General features: G+C 70.6%; 16 protein-coding genes. 8 read left to right on the forward strand and 8 right to left on the reverse strand.

Annotated elements, in window-relative coordinates:
* Window positions 1-155 precede the first annotated feature (155 nt).
* The 4 genes from MUY14_RS36185 (at window position 156) to MUY14_RS36200 (ending at window position 3122) form a co-directional block, all read left to right on the forward strand.
* Entirely contained in the window at window positions 156-650 is a 495-nt protein-coding gene (locus MUY14_RS36185) for a hypothetical protein (protein ID WP_247025426.1), read from the forward strand.
* Between the two features lie 130 nt (window positions 651-780).
* Window positions 781-1542, forward strand: a complete 762-nt coding sequence (locus MUY14_RS36190; protein ID WP_247016082.1) for a YcnI family protein — start codon at window positions 781-783, stop codon at window positions 1540-1542.
* The gene (locus MUY14_RS36195) at window positions 1543-2094 is read left to right on the forward strand and encodes a copper resistance CopC family protein (protein WP_247016085.1); all 552 of its coding nucleotides are present in this window, start codon (window positions 1543-1545) and stop codon (window positions 2092-2094) included.
* Window positions 2094-3122, forward strand: a complete 1029-nt coding sequence (locus MUY14_RS36200) for a copper resistance D family protein (protein WP_247016087.1) — start codon at window positions 2094-2096, stop codon at window positions 3120-3122. Before MUY14_RS36195 ends, MUY14_RS36200 begins: the two co-directional genes overlap by 1 nt.
* A gap of 212 nt (window positions 3123-3334) precedes the next feature.
* On the opposite strand, the gene MUY14_RS36205 is transcribed toward MUY14_RS36200, so the two are convergent.
* Window positions 3335-4222 carry a phosphotransferase family protein gene (locus MUY14_RS36205; protein ID WP_247016089.1) on the reverse strand — a complete coding sequence of 296 codons (888 nt, stop codon included), beginning with the start codon at window positions 4220-4222 and terminating at the stop codon, window positions 3335-3337.
* Between the two features lie 31 nt (window positions 4223-4253).
* Window positions 4254-5639 carry a helix-turn-helix transcriptional regulator gene (locus tag MUY14_RS36210; protein WP_247016091.1) on the reverse strand — a complete coding sequence of 462 codons (1386 nt, stop codon included), beginning with the start codon at window positions 5637-5639 and terminating at the stop codon, window positions 4254-4256.
* A 318-nt stretch (window positions 5640-5957) separates the two neighbouring features.
* Between MUY14_RS36210 and MUY14_RS36215 the strand changes: the two genes are divergently transcribed.
* Together MUY14_RS36215 and MUY14_RS36220 are read left to right on the forward strand one after the other, a co-directional pair.
* On the forward strand, window positions 5958-6302 hold the full coding sequence (locus MUY14_RS36215) for a hypothetical protein (protein ID WP_247016093.1): 345 nt from the start codon (window positions 5958-5960) through the stop codon (window positions 6300-6302).
* A gap of 12 nt (window positions 6303-6314) precedes the next feature.
* Window positions 6315-6719, forward strand: coding sequence for a hypothetical protein (locus MUY14_RS36220; protein ID WP_247016095.1), 405 nt, complete (start codon window positions 6315-6317; stop codon window positions 6717-6719).
* 412 nt (window positions 6720-7131) lie between these two features.
* Here MUY14_RS36220 and MUY14_RS36225 read toward each other — a convergent pair whose 3' ends face one another.
* Window positions 7132-8391, reverse strand: a complete 1260-nt coding sequence (locus tag MUY14_RS36225) for an MFS transporter (protein WP_247016096.1) — start codon at window positions 8389-8391, stop codon at window positions 7132-7134.
* Complete coding sequence (locus MUY14_RS36230) at window positions 8384-9709, reverse strand: GH1 family beta-glucosidase (protein WP_247016098.1); 1326 nt, start codon at window positions 9707-9709, stop codon at window positions 8384-8386. Before MUY14_RS36230 ends, MUY14_RS36225 begins: the two co-directional genes overlap by 8 nt.
* A gap of 129 nt (window positions 9710-9838) precedes the next feature.
* On the opposite strand from MUY14_RS36230, the gene MUY14_RS36235 reads away from it, so the two are divergent.
* The gene (locus MUY14_RS36235; protein WP_247016100.1) at window positions 9839-10486 is read left to right on the forward strand and encodes a TetR/AcrR family transcriptional regulator; all 648 of its coding nucleotides are present in this window, start codon (window positions 9839-9841) and stop codon (window positions 10484-10486) included.
* A 189-nt stretch (window positions 10487-10675) separates the two neighbouring features.
* Here MUY14_RS36235 and MUY14_RS36240 read toward each other — a convergent pair whose 3' ends face one another.
* Window positions 10676-11860, reverse strand: a complete 1185-nt coding sequence (locus MUY14_RS36240; protein ID WP_247016102.1) for an amino acid deaminase/aldolase — start codon at window positions 11858-11860, stop codon at window positions 10676-10678.
* Window positions 11861-11945: 85 nt separating this feature from the next.
* On the opposite strand from MUY14_RS36240, the gene MUY14_RS36245 reads away from it, so the two are divergent.
* Window positions 11946-13241, forward strand: coding sequence for a D-arabinono-1,4-lactone oxidase (locus MUY14_RS36245; protein ID WP_247016104.1), 1296 nt, complete (start codon window positions 11946-11948; stop codon window positions 13239-13241).
* On the opposite strand, the gene MUY14_RS36250 is transcribed toward MUY14_RS36245, so the two are convergent.
* From MUY14_RS36250 to MUY14_RS36260, 3 genes are read right to left on the reverse strand one after another with little or no spacing between them, the layout of a single operon-like run.
* Entirely contained in the window at window positions 13238-14188 is a 951-nt protein-coding gene (locus MUY14_RS36250; protein WP_247016106.1) for a ribose-phosphate pyrophosphokinase, read from the reverse strand. The two genes, MUY14_RS36245 and MUY14_RS36250, sit on opposite strands and share 4 nt — an antisense overlap.
* Window positions 14185-14835: an NAD(P)H-binding protein gene (locus MUY14_RS36255; RefSeq protein WP_247016108.1), complete on the reverse strand. Its 651-nt coding sequence runs from the start codon at window positions 14833-14835 to the stop codon at window positions 14185-14187. Before MUY14_RS36255 ends, MUY14_RS36250 begins: the two co-directional genes overlap by 4 nt.
* A gap of 10 nt (window positions 14836-14845) precedes the next feature.
* Window positions 14846-15496: a hypothetical protein gene (locus tag MUY14_RS36260; RefSeq protein WP_247016110.1), complete on the reverse strand. Its 651-nt coding sequence runs from the start codon at window positions 15494-15496 to the stop codon at window positions 14846-14848.
* Between the last annotated feature and the right edge of the window lie 100 nt (window positions 15497-15596).

A 15596-nucleotide genomic window follows, 5' to 3' on the forward strand; every position in this document is an offset into this window, starting at 1 on the left:
AGAAATGGCCTGAACCACGGCGTGGCGTGGGACGTGAACTCGGTGTGTGCTCACTTCACGGGATCACACGCTCACCCCGGGGCAGGTCCCTTAGGCTGCTGCTCATGAGCGTTCCGGCACGGCGTCCCGCCGTGCTCGGCGCTACCCGGGGTGCGTTGCTCGCCGTGAGCGCGGCAGTGCTTTCCGTCACCGCGCACCGGCTCGCCGACGGCGGCCTGCCCGACCCGGCGATGCTCCTGCTGCTCACCGGCCTGTTCGGCTGGACCGCCACCGCGCTCACCCGCAAGGCCCGCGGCCCGCTCGCCACGATCACCCTGCTCGGGTCCGCCCAGCTGGTGATGCACCTGCTGCTCACCACGCTCGCCGGGCACCAAGACATGTACGCGATGCCGGACCGGACCGGGGCCGGCATGATCGCCGCGCACGCGGTCGCGACCCTGCTCACCGCGCTCCTGCTCGCCCGCGCGGACGCGACGCTGCTCACGGTGCTGGCCGTGCTGCGCGCGATCCTGCCGCGGCTGCTCACCCCGCTGCCGGTCCCGGCCGCGGCTCCCGCGCTCGTCCCCGCCCGCGTGGGCGGTCCGGACCACCTCGTCGGCGTCGACCTGCGCCGGATCCACGGGCGGCGCGGCCCGCCGAGTCACTCCTGAAACCCAGCTCGTCCCCGACACAGCGGAACTGCGATATCCGGGGTCGAACCCCGGACCCCGCCAGGGGCAAGCCCCTGGACCCCCCAAAGCAGTCGAGCTGCCCCTTCTTGAGTTCATCAGGAGTGAACCCATGTCCCAGCACGTCTTCAAGCGCGCCGGTTTCCTCGCCGCCACCGTCGGTGTCGCCGGTTTCCTCGGTGCCGGCATCGCGTCCGCGCACGTCACCGCCAACGTCTACGGCCCGCAGCCCACGAAGGGCGGCTACGCGGCGATCGTGTTCCGCGTGCCGAGCGAGGAGAAGGCGCCCGTCACCACCACGAAGGTCGTCGTCGACTTCAAGGCGGACTACGGCATCGGCTCGGTGCGGACGAAGCCGCTGCCCGGCTGGACCGCCGAGGTCACCAAGTCGAAGCTGCCGGCGCCGATCACCAAGGACAACGGCACGCAGATCACCGAGGCCGTCACCGCGGTGACGTGGACCGCCCAGCCCGGCAACGAGCTGAAGGCCACCGACTACCAGGAGTTCTCCGTCAGCTTCGGCCCGCTGCCCACCAACGTGGACCAGGTGGAGTTCCCGGCGCACCAGTCCTACAGCGACGGCAAGGTCGTCGACTGGAACCAGCCGACCCCGGCGGGCGGCGAGGAGCCGGAGCACCCGGCCCCGGCCGTCAAGCTGGCCGCGAAGGCCGAGGAGGGTGACGCGCACGGCAACATGGCCAACACGGCGGCGACGACCGGCGACCAGACCCAGGCGGCCGCCTCGACGTCGGACAGCACGGCCCGCTGGCTCGGCGGTGCCGGCCTGCTCGTCGGTGCCGTCGGCCTCGGCGTCGGGGCCGGTGCGACCATCCGGGCGCGCAAGGCCACGGCCAAGTCGGGAGGCAACAGCTAAATGCGGAAGGCGCTCGTCGCGCTGGCGCTGACGGTGGTGGCCGTGCTCGGCACGGCCACCCCGGCGCTCGCGCACAACGTGCTGATCTCCTCGGACCCGGCGAACGGCTCGTCCGTCGCCGCCGGCCCGCAGAAGATCAGCCTGACGTTCGACCAATACGTGCAGGGCGCGGACGTCAACCAGATCGCGGTGACCGGACCCGGCGGCGGCCAGTGGGCCGAAGGACCGATCAGCGTGGTGAACAACGTCATCAGCGCGCCGCTGCGGCCGCTCGGCCCGGCGGGGAAGTACACCGTCGGCTACCGGGTGCTCTCCGCGGACGGCCACCCGGTGACCGGTGAGCTCACCTTCACCCTGACCGCGGCGGGCACCGGCACGCCGGCGACCGTCGACGCGGCCCGCTCGCCGGGCAGCACGTCGTCGGCGTCCCCGCAGCAGTCCTCGTCCACCGGGGTGCCGATCTGGGTCTGGGTCGCCGGTGCCGTCGTGCTGCTGGCCATCGGGCTGACGGTGGCGCTCCGCTCGGGCGGCAAAGTCGAAGAGAAGAACTGATGACGCAGGCCGAGACCACCACGAACGTCCGCTATTCGACGCTGCTGTGCGTCGTCACGGCGGGACTGCTGGGCGCCCTCATCGGCGTCGCGCTCACCGCCACCGCGCCGGTCCCCGGCGTGGTGCAGCCCGACGCGGTGGTCTCGGCCGGCATCCCGGTCGTGCGGGTCCTGCTCGACCTGGCCGCGGTCACGACCATCGGGCTCGCCCTGCTGTCCGTGCTCGTCGGCTACGACCGGCCGAAGCTCACCGAGCCGATCCTGCGGCTGGCCCGCCCGGCCGGGGTCGCGGCCGCGCTGGTCTGGGCCACCACCGCGGTCGTCGCGCTGATCCTGCAGACCGCTGAGTACAAGCCGGGTTCGTCGACGCTCTCGCCGTCGGACATCGGGCAGTACATCGCCGCCGTCGGCGCCGGGAAGGCGCTCGTCATCGTCGCGGTGCTCGCGCTCGCCCACGCCGGGATCGGCGCGCTGGCGCTGCGGTTCGGCGAGAAGGTGCCGGCGGAGGTGCGCGTCGGGCTCGGCCTGTTCGCGCTGCTGCCGCTGCCGGTCACCGGGCACGCGTCGAACTGGAACTACCACGACTACACGATGATCTCGATGGAGCTGCACGTCATGAGCGCCGTCGCCTGGACCGGCGGCCTCGGCGCGATGGCCGTGCTCCTGGTGGCGAACCGGACGCTGCTGGCGCACGCGCTGCCGCGGTTCTCGAAGCTCGCGACGCTCTGCCTGGTCCTCTCCGCGGCGACCGGCCTGTTCAACGGCCTGGTCGAAATCTCGCTCAACCCGACCATCGGGTTCTGGGCGGCGATCTTCACGACGCCGTACGGGCAGCTGCTCATCCTGAAGACGGCGTGCACCGGCGTCGTCGCGCTGCTGGGCGCGCACGTCCGCTGGCGGCTGATGCCGCAGATCGTCCGGCACCAGCGGACCGCGCTCGCCGCGTGGGCGACGCTGGAGCTGACCGTGATGGGGCTGGCCTTCGGGTTCGCCGTCGTGCTCACGCGGGCGCCGGTCGTCGCGTCCTGAAAGCCCTTCCCCGCTGGTGAGACCCGGTGCGGAGTCACGGCGAGTAGCTGCAAATTGCGCATTGGGATGACGGGTAGACCATTGGGGGCGACCTGTCGGACCGAACTTTCTACCCTGAGCGGGCCGCATTTCCGAAGCGACGAACGGTCATTTGCAGTCGGCGAATGCACGTGCAAGTTGTGGTGCCGGTCACATCATGTGACAGTCTTCGCTCAGCGGTAACGCGTCCACCGCACGTCCGTCCGGCCACTGCGGAGGTCGGCCAACCGGCGGAACAGCTCGGGCCGCACCTGCGGCCGGCTGCGCAGGATGGGCAGCACGCTGGTCGTCAGCTTCAGCTCGCGGATGCCGCGGAGCACCGCGAACCCGGACCAGGACGTCACGTCGAAGCCGTACGCCGCGGCGAACCCGCGGTAGTGGACCGGCGGGTCACCGAACCGCTCGCGGCCGACGGCCAGCGGCGTCAGGTCCCACTCCGGCGGGCCGACGCACGACGAATCGAAGTCGCAGAGCACCGGGCCGTCCGGGCCGGGGATGACGTTGCCGGGGTACGCGTCGCCGTGGACCAGGCCCCTGGGCAGCGGGAACTCCAGCCCGGCCAGCCGGTCTTCGAGCTCGGCGCAGCGCTCCAGCAGGAACTCCCGGTCGGCGTCGCCGAGCTCTTCGGCGTCGGACACCCGGGCCCGCACCGCGGCGAACGGCGCCCACTCGGCGAGGCCGTCGGGCGCGGGCAGCGCGTGCACCCGGCGCAGCAGCCGGGCCAGGTCGGTCGCGGTCGCCGGGCGGCCGATGCTCGGCACCTGGTGCCACACGGTCACGAGGTGCTCGCCGACCTCCAGGGGCTGGTCGACGCCGTCGAGGAGCCGGATTGCGGGGACGCCGTGGCGTTCGAAGTGCCGGGCGACGCGGACGACCGTCCCGACGCGGTGCCGCAGCTGCGTCGAACCGACGATCCGGATCACGAGCGGGGCCGTGACCAGCGCGTACACCGCGTTGTTGGTGAACCGGAGCAGCCGCGCGCCCGCCGGGTCGACGCCCAGCAGCGCGCACGTCTCCGCCAGCACGCCGCGCAGCTTCCCGGCTGTGAACCGGCCGGCCAAGACGGCCTCGGTGTCCCCGCCGCCCCCGGCGTTATGCGGCGTAGAAAGCGTGGAGGCGATCGGCGAGGTCACGCGCGTCGGCGTTGTTGCGGCGGCGCTCCGCCTCTTCCTGGAGCGGGCGCATCCGGTCCTTGACCCGCTCGGACTTGATGCCCTCGGCGCAGTCGATGGCCTTGCCGCCGACCTTGGCGCCGTGGTCGAGGTCGCCGTCGAGCAGGTGGTTGGTGGCCAGCGCGCTGAGCATGAACGTCTTGGACCGGGCCATCTCGTCGTCGTAGGAGTCGACCGCCCGGCTCAGCGCCGGGATCGCGTACTTGGTGTGCTCGGCGTTCTTCTGCGCGAGGACCGTGTGGACGGTGCCGACCATGGCGTAGACGTCGGTCTCGGTGAAGAACTTCACCCAGGACTCGGCCTCGGCCAGGTTGGCGCGCTCGAACTCGTCCTTGCTCCGGCCGAGCAGCTTCACCGCCTGCTCTTCGTTGCCCATCATCGCGTAGGCCCAGGCCTCGTTCGCGCACAGCACGGAGACCGCCAGCTCGGAACCGCTTTCCTGAGCTGCGATCTGGCCCAGCTGGAACAGCTTCAGAGCGTCGTTCGGGGCGTCCTGGTGCAGGTAGACGCGGCCCATCCGGTAGAGCACGTTGGCCACCAGCGGGTGGTTCTCGCCCTGCTTGGCCAGGTCCAGAGCGTTCGCGAAGTGGCCGCGGGCGGAGTCCATCAGGCCGGTGTCGAACGACGTCCAGCCGGCCAGCGAATGCAGGTCGGCGAGGGCCACGTAGAGCCGGTTCTTCACCAGGTCGGTGCCGTGGGACTCGAGCATCTGCTGTCCCCAGGACAGCTGCGCCACGACGGCGTCGCGGCAGAACCCGCCGCCGTACTGGTAGTCCAGCGCCCGGAGCGCGCGCGTCGCGGCCTCCACCTGGCGCACGTCGGTCATGCCGATCCGGCCGGGTGCCGGCGTGCGCGCCGGACCCGCCGACCAGGTGCCCGATTCCGGACCGAACACCGCCGCACCCATCGTGACCTGGGCGGCGTGCGCGAGGAACCTCCGTCGCTTCACGGACTCGTCCTCCTCAGCCTGCTGGCCGTCGGCGGAGCCGACGACGCGTGTCGCCGTGACCTCGTCGTAGGCGAGGCCCATGTACCCCCGGGGGACGCCCAGGCCGTCGGCGATCCTCGTGAGGACGTCGTAAGCCATGACCTGGCGACCCTTGAGGATCTCCGACACCTCGGACTGGGACTGTCCGGTCATCGCGGCGATCTGGCGCTGCGAGACACCGTGCTTGCGCAAGAGGCGGTAGACGCCGCTGATCTCTCGCGACGCGAGAGCAGCTCTCATCTCGGGCTGCTCCCACGCGTCAGCGGGAACCGCGTGGCTCTGCCGGGCTTCGGCACTGCCACCGTTACTGGCGTCCATCGCGCCCCCTCCACTGTCCGGTCGGGCGTCTGTGAAACAGCGTAGGCAAACCTGGTGAACCGTGTGAACTGCCGGACTGGCGCCCTGATCGGCCCGGGCGAAGTCCGTTGACCGCTTACCGTGGAACCGAGTCCGGTCACCGCTATGACGCCATTTCGACCTTCTATCGCAGCCGGTTGCACCTCACTGTAGTTGTCAGATCTCCGTCACCGCCCGGACACCGGCAGCGATCACGGAGAGCTACGAAAACCGCAGCGTGGTGACAAGAAGATGTTGCAGAAGGCATCTTCGAAGACTTTCGACAGAGCGGAGAAGGGCGTGGAGTTCGTGGACTCGTTCGCAGGAGGACATGCCGGCACGGCCACCCGCGCCGTGCGGCCGGCGATCGCGACGGTCTCTCCCGTCTCCGCCGTCCGTCCCGTCACCCCGGCCGCCGCGGTGGACCCCCGCACCGCGAGCGTCCGCCACTACGAGGGCGGCCAGCTCGTCTGGCGGGTGCAGTGCGGAGACCTGATCGAGCGCGAGCGCGCCGTGACGGTCTTCGTCGAGGACAACCAGGTGGTACTGGTCTCGCCCCCCGGCGAGACCGCGCGGTTGACGTCCGGCCAGCTCGGACAGCTGCGCGCCGCGCTCAACGAAGCCGCCAAGATGGCGGAAAGGTAACGGTGAGCTGACATGGATCAGGTACTCGGGCAGGTCCTCCGCAATGCGGTCTGGGAGCGCCTCGACATGCTGACCGACCTGGCGAACCGCGCCGACGCCCAGTCGCTCGTCTCGGTGGCGCGCAGCGAACTCCCCCGCTTGACCGAAGCGTGGCGCGCGATGCTGAAGATGCACGAGCCCGACGAGCGCGGCGACTGCCCGACCTGCTCGACCCGGTGGCACCGCTGCAAGGCGCCGTGCTCGGTCTGGCAGGTCGCGCACGAACACCTGGTAGCCGGCGGCCTCGCCCCGCAGCAGCAGTCTTCCCCGGACAGCCGCCTGCAGAGCCGCCGCATGAGCCCGGTCCCGGCCCCCACCGCGGCGGAGACCACCGGTCGCCACGCGTTGGTGAACCCGCGCCGAGCGGTCACCGCCTGACCCACCCGGGCCGTCGCCACGTGAAACCCATGTGAAGAAGCGGCACTTTCATAGGGAAAGTGACGCACTGGCGGCCCCCACGATCCGGCGAGCGCGACCGGCCGATCGCCCCATCGGCTCCGCGTCGGCACTCGCCCCGGCCGAGGGCTGTTTCGCCCGCACCCCCGAGCAGCGCGAACCAGCCCTCGGCCATCACCTCAGACCGCTCCGCGATTAATCGAAAAAAATACGCGTTAGCCCTAGCCGGGGCCGTAATCCCCCGCTAGATTGATCATCAAGCCCCCGGTGTGGACCATGGGTCCCACGGCGGCGATCCGCTCCCCGAGCGGTCCCCGAATTCCGCGGGCCGGTGCCGTTGCACTCCCCTCCCCCGACCGGCACCGGCCCGCGGTTCCACTTCGTTGTACGGCGTTCAGCGGACCGCCTTCACGCGCAGCACGAGCACCGCGGCCAGCAGCGTCGCGACGGCCGAAGCCGCGAACAGGCCGGAGTAGCCACCCAGGTAGGCCAGCACCAGCGGCGTCAGCAGCGGGGCCACCACCTGCGGCAGCGAGTTCGCGATGTTGATGACGCCCAGGTCCTTCGCGCGGTCCTGCGCCGTCGGCAGCACCTGCGTCAGCATCGCCAAGGCGACCGCCATGTACGCGCCGAACCCGACGCCGAGCAGCGGGGACGCGGCGAGCGCGACCGGCCAGCTCTGCCACACGACGAGAAGCAAAGCGGCCAACGCCATCACGCCGGAGGCCGCCAGGACGTACGGCTTGCGCCGTCCGGACCTGTCGGAGAAGTGGCCGGCGAGCACGGCGCCGATGACGAGCGCGACGCCGTACAGCCCCATCATGATGAGCAGCCCGGTGTCCGGGTCCGGGTAGTGCACCGCGTCCTTGAGGAAGAACAGCAGGTAGAGCGTCCCGAACGCGTTGCCGAGGTTGATCATGAAGTGGCACGACCACGCCCACGCGAAGTCCGGGTGCCGCCGCGGCGAGACCCAGAGGTTGCGGAGGACCTCGCGGGTGTCGGACGAGGGCCGGTACTCGACCGGCAGCCGCGCGTCCGGCGTCCGGAGCACGAAGAACGCGGCGCCCACCAGCACGATCCCCGCGCAGGCCGCGTAGGCCAGCGGCAGCCCGGCGATGCCGAGCATGACGACGACCACGACCGCGCCCAGCACGGTGCCGAGCATCTGCGCGATGCCGACGAGCCCGCCGACCTGCGCGCGCTGGCCGACCGGGACGCGGTCGGCGATGGCCGACATCAGGGTGGCGAGCATGCCGTTGAGGCCGGCCTGCACCAGGCACCAGCCGGTGATCAGCAGGGCGACGTCGGGCGCGAACGCCAGCACCAGCAGCCCGACGGCCGCGACCGCGGCCCCGATCACCGTCCACGGGTGGCGGCGGCCGAACCGCGAGCACGTCCGGTCCGACAGCAGCCCGACCGCCGGGTTGACGACCAGCGCCACGATCGCGCCGACGCCCATCACCAGGCCGAGCACGAACTCCTTGTTCACCTGGTCGAGCAGTTCGGCCTGCTGCGGCAGCAGCACCTGGATCGGCGCGTAGATCCCCAGCCAGAGCGCGATGTTCGCGAAGAACAGCAGGCTCATCCAGCCGGGCCGCACCCGCACGGTGGGTTCGGCGAGCGCTTCGGGCAGCGCCTGGGTCGTTTCACTCATCCCGCACCAGCTTCCGGTACCAGTGGAAGGAGTCCTTCGGCGTCCGCCGCAGGGTCTCGTAATCGACGTGCACCAGGCCGAAGCGCGGCGCGTAGCCCTTGGACCACTCGAAATTGTCCATCAGGGACCAGCAGAAGTAGCCGCGGACGTCGACGCCGGCGTCCATCGCCTCGCGCACCGCGACCAGGTGGCTGTGCAGGAAGTCGATCCGTTCGGGGTCGTGCACCCCGCCGTCCTCGGCGACTTCGTCGGCGAAACTGCACCCGTTCTCGGTGATGTGGATCGGCGGCAGTTTGTCGCGGTAGCGGGCTTGGAAGTCGAGCAGCAGCTCGCGCAGGGCGTGCGGGACGATCGGCGAGTCGTTCGTCGTCATCGGGTAGCCCTCGATCGGGCGGAGGTCGAACGGCAGCGGATTGCCCGGACTGGGCTTCGCGACGCCTTGCGGCTCGTAGTAGTTGACGCCGTAGAAGTCGAGCGGCTGCGCGATCGTCGGCAGGTCGCCGGCGAACCCGGCGGGGAGGTGCGGGTGGAGCTGTTCGGGGTAGCTGCCGAGCAGGACGGGATCGGCGTAGAGCCGGTTGATCAGCGCGTCGAGCCATTCGGCGGCGGCCCGGTCGCGGTCGTCGCTGTCCTCACCGGGCCAGATCGGCGAGTGGTTGTTGGCGGTGCCGATGGTGGTCGCCCCGGCCGCGCGCAGCGCCTGGACGGCGAGGCCGTGGGCGAGGTGCTGGTGGTGCGCGGTCGGGACGGCGTCGAGCAGGAGCGTCTTGCCGGGCGCGTACTCGCCGATCGCGTAGCCGTAGATCGACATGACCATGGGCTCGTTGAGCGGAATCCACAGCTTCACCCGGTCGGCGAAGCGTTCTCCGAGGATGTGGGCGTACTCGGCGAAGCGCTCAGCGGTATCGCGGGAGAGCCAGCCGCCGTCGTCTTCGATCGCCTGCGGGGTGTCCCAGTGGTAAAGCGTGACGGCGGGGGCGATCCCCGCCTCGCAGACGGCGTCGAGGAGCTTGTCGTAGAAGCCGAGGCCTTCGGGGTTGGGCGCGCCCTTGCCGTCGGGCTGGATGCGGGGCCACGCGACGGACATCCGGTAGGCACCGACCCCGAGCTCCGCCATGAGCGCGATGTCTTCGGGGTAGCGGTGGTAGTGGTCGGCGGCTACGTTGGCGGTCTCATCGCGGGCGATCTTGCCCTCGGTCGCGGTGAACGTGTCCCAGATGGACGGTCCGCGCCCACCTTCGCTGGTGGCGCCCTCGATCTGGAACGCCGAGGTCGAAACACCCCAGAGGAAGTCGGGCGGGAAGTTCGGGTTCTGCACCGGCTGCTGACCCCTTCGTCAGACACCCCTTCGGGTGAACATGAAAAGTTCTCATATACTAGGTCTTCACTCGTCCGTGGGGAAGCCCGTCGGCACGATAAAGTCCCAGATCAGACGAGGAGGAGCGCCGTGTCCGACATCCAGGCCGCGAAGGTGCCGGCAGAAGCCACCCCCTTGCGCCGCCAGCCGGTTCAGCAACGCAGCGCCAAACGCGTCGAGCAGATGCTCGACGCGAGCGCGGCGTTGATCGACGAGCTCGGTTACGACGCGCTGACGACCACCCTGATCGCCAAGCGCGCCGGGGTGGCCGTGGGGTCGCTGTACCAGTTCTTCCCGGACAAGCGCGCCGTGGTGCAAGCGCTTACCGCCCGCAACCTGGAGAGGTTCGTGGGCGCGGTGAACGAGCGCCTGAAGCAGCTCGGGCCGGAGCACTGGTGGGACGTCGTGGACTCGATCCTCGACATCTACCTCGAGATGCACCGGTCGGTCCCGGGCTTTTCGAAGGTCCACTTCGGCGACATCATCGACCGCCAGCTGCTCGACGAAACACGCGACAACAACGCGGTGATCGTGGATTCCCTGACGGACCTGGTGTCCACGCAGGTCGATCGGCCGGTGGAGGACCTGCGGTTCGCGATCGGCATCGCCAACGAGGTGGCGGATGCGTTGCTGAAGCTGGCGTTCCGCAAGGACCCGCGCGGGGACGAGAAGATCGTCGCTGAAGCGAAGTACGTGGTGAAGGGGTACCTGGCGGCCCGGTTCGGGGAACGGTCGTAGTTGTCCACAGAAGTTGTCCACAAGCATGCACAGCTGTGGACAACCCGGTGGTCGTCGGACGAGGTGAACGAGTCGTTCATGACGTTCTTGCCGTGCCGGGGTGAGCGGGGATTCGCCCGTCCGGGAGCTGGGACAAACCACGTCCGCGCGGCGGGGCGGAGCGTTCAGCCGCACGGACGCGGGCCGCCGTCAGCCGAAGTTCTGGTGCTCGCCTCGGTACGTCGGGACCGTGCGCTCGACCCGGTCGCCCAGCACCAGGTGGTAGTGCGTGAACCGCTCCGCCAGCTCGCCCGCCTTCGCGTGCCGCAGCCACACCCGGTCGCCCAGCTTCAGGCTTCGCGCGGCTCGGCCCGTCACCGGGGTCTGGACCTCGCCCGCGCCTTCGAAACCCAGCAGCTTCAGGCCCGTCGGCAAGTACGGCTGCGGGACGCGCGAAGCGCCCGTCGGGCCGGAAGCGATGTAGCCGCCCGAAAACAGGGTCGCGATGGACCGGGTCGGGCGGCGGACCACCGGTAGCGCGAACAACGCTGCCGGGCGGGGGCTGAAGCGGGAGTAGCCGTCGAACAGCGTCGGGCCGATCAGGCCCGAGCCCGCCGCGATCTCCGTGACCACCGCGTCCGCGCCCGTGGACTCGATGCTTCCCGTGCCACCGCCGTTCACGAACTCCAGCGACGTCACCGCCTGGACCGCGCGGACCGCTTCGCCGCGGCGGCGGTTCAGCTCCGCCGCCGATCGACGTTGCATCCAGCCGATCACCAGCCGGTTCGCCCGGCCGCCCGCCGCGTCGCCGAGGCCGGCGATCTGGCCTTCGTACGCCATCACGCCCACCAGGCGGAAACCCGGGCGGGCGAGGATCTGGCGGGCGAGCGTCGCAGCCTGCTTCGGGGTGAACACCGGCGAGCGGCGCGTGCCGACGTGGACGCCCGGCAGCGGGCGCCAGGACGCGTCCAGCTCCAGGCACACGCGGATTTCCGGGTGGCCGTGGCCGAGGGCCGCGTCGACCAGGTCCAGGTGTTCCGGCGAGTCGACCATGATCGCGATCGCCGCGCGCGCGGCGTCGGACGCGGCCAGGCGGCGGAGGGCTTCGTGGTCGGCCGTCGGGTAGGCGACGACGATGTCCTCGGTCGTGCCCTGCTCGACGTGCCAGACGGCTTCGGCGAGCGAGTAGCACATCAGGCCTTCGAAGCCCGGCATAGCGAGCACGCGCTCCAGCAGCGCCCGGCAGCGGACCGACTTGCTGACCACGCGGATCGGCTTGCCCGCCGCGCGGCGACGGAGGTCGTCGGCGTTCGCGTCGAACGCCGCCAAGTCGACCACGGCCAAGGGCGGGTCGAGGTCCTTGGTCGCCAAGTCGTACACCGTCGCACTGGTCACGAGGTCTAAAGTACGACACGAAGGCTTGAAACGCGAATACTATTCACTTACTGTTTCGAGCACTCGACCGATGGAGGGCGCGCGGATGACCCGGTGGACCAACTGGGCGGGCACGGCGTCCGCCTCGCCGCGGCACGTTCACCAGCCGCGCAGCGCGGCCGAGATCGCCGCGGCCGTCGAAAGTGTCGCCTCGGCGGGCCGGACCGTGCGGCCCTGGGGCAGCGGGCACTCCTTCACCGCGATCGCCGTCGCCGACTCCGATGCCCTCGACCTGCGGCACTGGACCGGGATCGAGCGCGCCGACGTCGAGACCGGGCACGTCACCGTCCGCTCCGGCACCACGATCAAGCAGCTCAACGCCGCCCTCGACACGCTCGGGCTGGCCATGACCAACCTCGGCGACATCGACGCGCAGACCATCGCCGGCGCGATCTCCACCGGCACCCACGGCACCGGCGCCAAGCTCGGCGGGATCGCCACCCAGATCGCCGCGCTCGAACTCGTCCTCGCGGACGGCTCGGTCGTCACCTGCTCGGCCGACGAAAAGCCCGACCTCTTCGCCGCCGCCCGCGTCGGCCTCGGCGCGCTCGGCGTGATCACCACCGTGACCCTGCGCTGTGAAAAGTCCTTCTACCTGCGCGCGCAGGAGCGGCCGGAGCCGCTGGAGCAGGTGCTCGAGGGCTTCCACGACTTCGCCGAGGACAACGAGCACTTCGAGTTCTACTGGTTCCCCTACGGCAAGAACGCGCTGGTCAAGCGCAACAACCGGTGTGAGACGGCCGAACCGCTGAGCAAGGTGCGCGAGTTCGTCGACTACCAGATCATGGAGAACGTCGCCTTCGGCGGACTCTGCCGCACCGGACGGCTGATGCCGCGGCTCGTGCGCCCGCTGAACAACTTCGCGTCGAACATGCTTTCCGCGCGCGAGTACAGCGACACCTCGCACCGCGTCTTCGTCACCGCGCGCAACGTCCGGTTCACCGAAACGGAATACGCTGTTCCACGTGAATCAGTGCTCGACGTGCTCGCCGAACTACGGGCGGTAGTGCCGACGCTGAAGGACCCGGTGATGTTCCCGGTCGAGGTGCGGGTCGCCGCGGCCGACGACATCTGGCTGTCGACCGCGCAGGGCCGCGACTCCGCCTACATCGCGATCCACCAGTTCGTCGGCATGCCGTACCGCGAGTACTTCAGCGCGTTCGAGAAGATCGCCGGCGCGGTCGGCGGGCGCCCGCACTGGGGCAAGATGCACGACCTCGACGCCGGCGTCCTCCGCTCGCGCTACCCGCACTTCGACGACTTCCTGCGCGTGCGCAAGGAAACCGACCCGAACGGCGTGTTCACCAACACCTACCTGGACCGGGTGCTGGGCAAGGTCTAGAAGAGCGCCGACACCGATTCGCCGTTGTGGATCCGGCGGATCGCCTCGGCCATGGCCGGGGCGATCGACAGGATCTTCAGCTTCTCGGTGCGCTCCTCCTCGGGCACCGGAACCGTGTTGGTGCAGACGATCTCCAGCACCTCCGGCCGGCCGCCGATGCGCTCGATGGCCTTCGCCGCGAACAGCCCGTGCGTGCACGCCACCCGGATCGACCGCGGCTCCAGCTCGGCCAGCTTGTCCAGCAGCTCGATCACCGTGCTGCCCTTGGCGATCTCGTCGTCGAGCACGATGACGTCGCGGCCGGTGATCTCGCCGATCACCGAGCTGATCTGGACGCGGTCGTCCGGGAAGCGCTCCTTCGCGCCGGCCGCGACCTGGACGCCGAGGAGCCGCGCGAAGTGCGACGCCTCCTTCGCGTTCCCCAGGTCGGGCGAGACGACGGTGGTGCGTGAGAGGTCGTACTGCCGGAAGTGCTTCGCCAGCTCCTGCAGCGCGTGCAGGTGGTCGACCGGGACGCTGAAGAAGCCGTGCACCTGCGGCGAGTGCAGGGTCATCGCGAGCACGCGGCTCGCGCCCGCGGTCACCAGCAGGTCGGCGACCAGGCGGCCGCCGATGGAGATGCGCGGTGCGTCCTTCTTGTCCGAGCGCGCGTACGAGTAGTGCGGCATCACGGCGGTGATCCGCGACGCCGACGCACCGCGCGCGGCGTCGAGCATCAGCAGCAGCTCGACCAGGTGCTCCTGCACCGGCTTGACCAGCGGCTGGATGATGAAGACGTCCCGTTCGCGGCAGTTGGCCTGCAGCTGCACCTCGAGGCAGTCGTTCGCGAACCGCCGGACCTCCGCCGGTCGCAACGGCACGCCCAGGTGCGCACAGATCTCTTCGGCCAGCTCGGGGTGTGCACTGCCGCTGAAGACGGCGATCTCTCTCGACGCTTCAGAGATCACAGCGCGGAGACCGCTTCGCCGATGGCGTCCTCGCCCGAGATCAGCGTCAGGGTGCGGCGGACGGACGCGGGCGTGTCGAGCAGGGCCACGAGCACCGCGGCGACGTCGTCACGCGGGATCGGGCCGCGGCCCGTCTGCTCGGCCAGCAGCACCAGGCCGGTGCCCGGGTCGTCGGTGAGCGCGCCCGGCCGGAGGATCGTCCAGTCGAGGTCGCGGGCCTTGAGGTCGTCTTCCGCCGCGCGCTTGGCGCGCAGGTAGTGCCGGAACTCCTCGGTGACGTCGGGGTTGTCCGGGTTGTCGGCGCCGATCGAGCCGACCTGGATGTGCCGCCGGACCCCGGCCCGCTCGGCCGCTTCGGCGAACAGCGCCGCGGCGCCCCTGTCCACAGTGTCCTTGCGGGCGGTACCGCTGCCCGGGCCGGCCCCGGCGGCGAACACCGCGGCGTCGGCACCTTTCAGCACTTCGGCGACGGCGTCCACATCGGAGTTCTCGAGATCCAGCACCACGCCTCGGGCGCCGGCGGCCTCGAGGTCCGCCGCGTGGGCGGGGTTCCGGATGATGCCGACCGCTTCGTCCCCGCGCGCGGCGAGCAGCCGCTCCAGCCGCAGCGCGATCTGACCGTGTCCACCTGCAATGACGACTCGCATGGAGCCGACCCTAGTGCGAAGCGGGCGCCTCTGCGGTCCGGAGCAGGTGGTCGTAGACCAGCTCGTTCACCAGCCGGGAGACCGGGTCCTCGGCCAGCAGCACGCGCTCGGTACGGCCCTCGAGGTCGAGGTCGACGACCGCGTTCGGGTCGGCGGTCACGACGGCGAGGCCGTACGCGCGGGCGCGCGGCAGGCAGTTGCCGACGTAGTCCTCGGTGAGGATGGCCGGCGACGGGAGCACCATCGCGGCCTCGCCGTAGCGGGCGAACGGAACCGCGGAGGCCATCGCGGTGCGCCAGTGGCGCGCGACGGCCAGGACGCCGACGATCTCGGCGGCCGGGGCGGGGGCGGTTCCGGCCAGCTCCGGCCAGGTCCAGGTGTCGACGGTGGCGCGATCGGCCACCGGGCCGGCACCCATCGCGATGCGCTCGGCGTGCACGTCGGTGCGAAGCTTGGCGACCACGCAGACCTTGCGGCCCAGGATCGTGGTCTCGGGCAGGACGACGCCGTTCCAGCCCAGCTGGGCCGCGGCGGCGGTGGCGAGCTCGTCGACGCTCGCGGGGAGCTCGATCGGCGGCACCACGCGGCTCGGCATCGACCGGCTGCGCTTCGCGCCACCGGCGACCGTCGAGCGCTCGGTGTTCTGAGGTGTAGCCGCCACGAGTCCGCCTCCTTCTTACCTGCACCGCTTCGTGACCGGTGAAAACCGGCACCTCACTTGTCTAACAGCGCGGCGGCGCGGCGTCGCCGGGTAAGGCGCG

It is taken from the genome of Amycolatopsis sp. FBCC-B4732 (assembly GCF_023008405.1).
Lineage (GTDB): Bacteria > Actinomycetota > Actinomycetes > Mycobacteriales > Pseudonocardiaceae > Amycolatopsis > Amycolatopsis pretoriensis_A.